Consider the following 4,479-nt stretch of genomic DNA (forward strand, 5'->3'; position numbering starts at 1 on the left):
GCCGCCAGAACGTCCGTGCTGCCGATGGGCTCGCTGTTCGAAGGGGCGCTTTTCCTGCTGTTCGAAGTGATGGTGCTGAAGCTCAAGGCGCTTACCGGCGCGACGCCGGAGGCGATGCGCGCCCGGCACACCAATATGGAGTAGGGAGATGCGCTACGAATTGATGCTGCCGCACCAGATCCGCAAGGCGATCGAGGAGAACTGGCCGGTCGTGCTGCCGCTCGGCGTGCTCGAATACCATGGCGAGCACATGGCGGTCGGCATGGACACGCTCGCCGTCATCAAGACGCTGGAACTCTTCGAGAAGGAGGGAGACATCGTCATCCTGCCGCCCTTCTACTATGGCGCGGCAAGCTATGCGGTGGCGCCGCCGGGCGGCAGCGGCTCGGTGCAGGTCGGCGGCCCGGTGCTGGCGCCTTTTGCCGAGGAGCTGTTCTACGGCCTGCTGCGCATCGGCTTCCGCAACATCCACGCCATCATCCATCACCAGACCGAGAATTTCGTCGCCGGCATGCCGACCGATCTCGCCTTCAAGGCCGCCGGCCGGCAGGCGATCTTCCGCTTCCTGGAAAAGGAGCGCGGCGAGGGCTGGTGGGGCTCCGACAGGATGGCCGACTATTATGCCGGCCATGCCCAGGGCGAAAACGTCTTCAACTGGGTGCAGGTGCATCCGCTGATGCCGGCCGCGATGAACGGCAGGTACCCGTTCGACCATGCAGGTGTCGGGGAGACATCGCTGATGCTGGCGCTGTGCCCCGAGGCGGTGGACGCAGCCCATTTCGCGGACAATACCGGCTGGTACACGAAGAGCGCGCCGGAGGCCTCGGCCGATCTCGGGCAAAAGGGCGTCGCGATGATCCTCGAACATTTGCGAGCGATATTGGTGTGCTGATCTCCAAATCCCGGAAGTTGCTCCTATATTAGATATTCATAATATGCTACTGTGCACGGAAATGCCGAGGGCGTTTGGAGCCGGCCGATGCACACGGTCGCAAAGCGACGCATGGCGAGCGTTGCAGGCATGATTGCCATGGCTGCGATGCTCGAGCATTTGTCCGTGTCGGCCTCTGCGCACAAAGCTGAAAGCGGCTGGACTTATCCGCCGGCCTGCTGTCACGGCGATTCAATGAGAGGCGAATGCAGCAGTATCCCCAGCACCACTGTCACGCCAAGCCCGGATGGCTACGTGATCATCCTGCGGCCGGGAGATCATCGGAAGGTCACTCACCAGAACCGCTATCTCGTTCCTTACGACAGTGTCATTCCGTCCGGTGATGACAACTTTCACATCTGCTTGCATCCGACCGAGGAGCACGAAAACTGCTTCTTTGCGCCAGCCGAAGCTATATAGCGGCGGACTAACCGGCCCGCTTTGGGCGACATACGTGAGGCGTCGGTCGAGTCTTCGCTATTTCACCGAGCCGGCCGTCATGCCCATGATCAGGTAGCGTTCGAGCGCGATGCCGATGATCGCCAGCGGTGCGATCGCCGCCGTGGCAAGGGCTGCCATCGACCACCAGTTGATACCCTGCGAGCCGGTCTGGCTCGCGACCATGACGGGGATCGTCTTGGCGTCCGTCGATGTCAGGAGGGCCGCGAAGAAATACTCGTTCCAGCAGAGCACCATCGCCAGGATGAAGGCGGCGACCATGCCGGGGAGCGCGATCGGCATGACGATGCGGAAGAAGGCGCCCCAGATCGACAGGCCGTCGACCAGCGCCGCCTCCTCGAGCTCGACGGGAATGGAGTTGAACTGGTCGCGCATGATCCAGATGACGATCGGCAGCACCATCAGCGTGTAGAGGAGCACAAGGCCGATGCGCGTGTCGAGCAGGGCCACTTCGCGGTAGAGTACCAGGAAGGGCAGAGCCAGCACGACCGGCGGCAGGATGAGCTGCGACAGGAAGAAGAAGGAGATGTCCTCGTTCTTGAACCAGGCGAAGTGATAGCGATAGCGGGTCAGGCCGTAAGCGGCGAGGCTGCCGATGACGATGGCAAGGCTCGATGCGCCGACGGAGGTGATGACCGAGTTCATGAAGCGCTTGAGGAACTCGTCGCGCACGGTCGAGGTCTGGAAGATCGAATCCGGCGACAGGCCAAGCGAGCGCCAGCCCTTCCAGTCGGGCTGGAAGTCGACGAAGGGGATGAGGTGGCCTTGCGTGACGTCGACCGCCGATTTGAAGGAGGTGGTAATCGTCCAGTAGATCGGGAACAGGCAGACGAAGGACCAGAACACCAGCGCGCCATAGATGAAGGCGCGGCTGGCGATGAAGGCCGCCGGCGAGCGGATCTCGGAAACGGTGTAGTCAGTGGTCTGGACGCTCATGATGCCGCTCAGTTGACGTTGCGCACGAAGCGGCTGGCGATCTTCAGCAGCCAAGTGACGAACACGACGATGATGATCAGGTAGACCATGGCGAGCATGGTGCCGTAGCCGACATTCGAGCGGTCACGATATTCGCGGTAGATGAAGCTCGAAACGGAATCGGTCGCGCCGCCGGGGCCTCCGGACGTCACCGTGATGATGATGTCGGCAAGCTTGAGCTTGAAGATGATGCGCAGGATCACCGCCGTCACCGACACCGGCAGCATCAGCGGGAAGGTGACCTGCCAGAAGGTCTGCCAAGCGTTCGCGCCGTCGACGCGAGCCGCCTCGATCACCTCGCGCGACATGGCCTGCAGGCCGGCGAGCAGCATGATCATCATGAACGGGATGAAGGTCCAGGCGTCGAGCACCATGATCGAGATGCGCGCGATGACCGGGTCGGAGAAGAAGGCGGGATTGTCCCAGCCGAGATGCCGCGCCAGCGTCGCTGCCGGTCCGAAGCGGTATTCCATCAGCGACTTGCCGATCATCCAGGAAACCGCGACCGGCGACAGCATCAGCGGCAGCAGGAAGACCACGCGGAAGAGTTTTCTGGCGCGGATCTGCGCGTTGAGCAGCAGCGCCAGTCCGAATGCGATGACATATTCGACCAGCACCGCCAGCACATAGAGCACCATGTTGAGCAGCGCATTGCGGTAGTAGGGGTCGCCCAGCATCTGCCAGAAATTGTCGAGCCCGTTGAACCTGCGGCCGGAAAAGGAGCTGAGATTCCAGTCGGTCAGCGCGATATAGAAGCCGAACAGCGTCGGGAAGATCACCATGGCAATCGTGAAGAGCAGCGCCGGCAGCAGGAACAGCGCGCGCTGGCCGTCCTCGCCGCGTGTCAGCACCTGCCAGGCGCCAAGTGCTGCGCCCCACAGCACATAGGCGTAGACCACGGGGCGCCAAGTATAGAAGCCGACCGTGTCGACTTCGGTCTTGTAGAGGATCTGCATCACAATCGCCGCCAGCAGCACGAGCGTCGCGGCAATCAGCAGGGCCCAGCCGAGGCGCTTGCGGCCGGGCGGGATCAGATCGGCCGCTGTGGAATTTGCCGGCCACGCATTGGCGGTCGAAGTCTGGTCAGCCACGCCTGTCGCCTCTTGCTCAAGCCACCGGCCAGAGCCGGTCAACATACGGCCCGGCGACGAGGTGTCGCCGGGCCGCGACTTCTCCTGAGACAGCCTACATGCCGAGGGAGGCTTTGTAGAGCTTGATCTGGTTCTCGCGGCCGATCTGGTCGGTCAGTTTCTCCCAGGCGGCGGCGATGGCATCCGCACCTTCTTGCGCCTTCATCTTGCCGGCGAAGGTGTTGGCCAGGATGTCCTCGGCGGCGCTGTAGTACTGGAAGATGCCGGGGATGCGCGGCTCGATCGCGGCGTTCGGATGGTTGTATGAGTCGCCCTCCGACTTCAGATACGAGCTGATGAAGGCCTCGTCGTAACCTGCCGCCACCCATTCCGGAATGTTGAAATGGGAGTTGCGGTAGGGTTGGAAGCCCGATGGATAGGCCGCGCACCACAGCGACAAATCCTTGCCGCCGAGATGGGCTGCCGCCGACCAGGCTGCCTTCTTCTTCTTCTCGTCGCTGTCGACCCGGGCCATGACATAGACGCCCCACCCGAGATAGGCGCAGTTCGGCGCATAGTTCGGTCCGCTGGCGAGCTTGTCCCACTTGCCAGTCTTCGAATTGTAGACGTCGTCCGATCCCGGCAGGATCGAGAAACCGGTGACGTCGCCAACGACGGAGGAGTCGTTGGTCTTGACATTGGAACCGACGTCGCCCCACCAGGCCACCATCGAACCAGTGCCGCCGAGAAACTGGCTGAACGCGGTTTGGTTCGGGTCGGCGTTGATCTGATCTTGCGGCTCGGAAGGCAGGGCATCAATCACATCCTGGATCGCTCGCACCCAAGCCGGATTGTTGATGCGCGGTTTCATCGTATCCGGATCGAACAGCCAAGCCTTGTCGTCGGGATGCTTGGCGTAGGCGCTGGCGCGGCTGCCGAGGAAGTAGATCCCGAAGCCGCCCCAGGGCTTGGGCGCGTCGAGGTAGCCATAGACGTCCTGGCCTTTCACCTGCTTGCCCTTGAGGAACTTGGTCACGGCCTGGA

General features: G+C 62.4%; 4 protein-coding genes and 2 pseudogenes. 3 read left to right on the plus strand and 3 right to left on the minus strand.

From position 1 onward, the window contains the following. The 3 genes and pseudogenes from EOA38_RS40560 to EOA38_RS28880 all read left to right on the plus strand — a co-directional run. Positions 1-144, plus strand: a pseudogene (locus EOA38_RS40560) (6-phospho-3-hexuloisomerase); the annotation flags it as partial. Positions 145-148: 4 nt separating this feature from the next. Beyond that, a complete protein-coding gene (locus EOA38_RS28875; protein WP_127300837.1) occupies positions 149-892 on the plus strand; it encodes a creatininase family protein in 744 nt (247 codons plus the stop codon). Positions 893-979: 87 nt separating this feature from the next. Next, complete coding sequence (locus EOA38_RS28880; protein ID WP_245480942.1) at positions 980-1,351, plus strand: hypothetical protein; 372 nt, start codon at positions 980-982, stop codon at positions 1,349-1,351. A 57-nt stretch (positions 1,352-1,408) separates the two neighbouring features. On the opposite strand, the gene EOA38_RS28885 is transcribed toward EOA38_RS28880, so the two are convergent. The 3 genes and pseudogenes from EOA38_RS28885 to EOA38_RS28895 all read right to left on the minus strand — a co-directional run. Continuing rightward, the gene (locus EOA38_RS28885) at positions 1,409-2,326 is read right to left on the minus strand and encodes a carbohydrate ABC transporter permease (RefSeq protein ID WP_127300838.1); all 918 of its coding nucleotides are present in this window, start codon (positions 2,324-2,326) and stop codon (positions 1,409-1,411) included. An 8-nt stretch (positions 2,327-2,334) separates the two neighbouring features. Beyond that, the gene (locus tag EOA38_RS28890; protein ID WP_127300839.1) at positions 2,335-3,456 is read right to left on the minus strand and encodes a sugar ABC transporter permease; all 1,122 of its coding nucleotides are present in this window, start codon (positions 3,454-3,456) and stop codon (positions 2,335-2,337) included. 94 nt (positions 3,457-3,550) lie between these two features. After that, positions 3,551-4,479, minus strand: a pseudogene (locus tag EOA38_RS28895) (sugar ABC transporter substrate-binding protein); the annotation flags it as partial.

The sequence above is a fragment of the Mesorhizobium sp. M1E.F.Ca.ET.041.01.1.1 genome (assembly GCF_003997355.1).
In the GTDB taxonomy this organism is placed as follows: Bacteria; Pseudomonadota; Alphaproteobacteria; order Rhizobiales; family Rhizobiaceae; genus Mesorhizobium.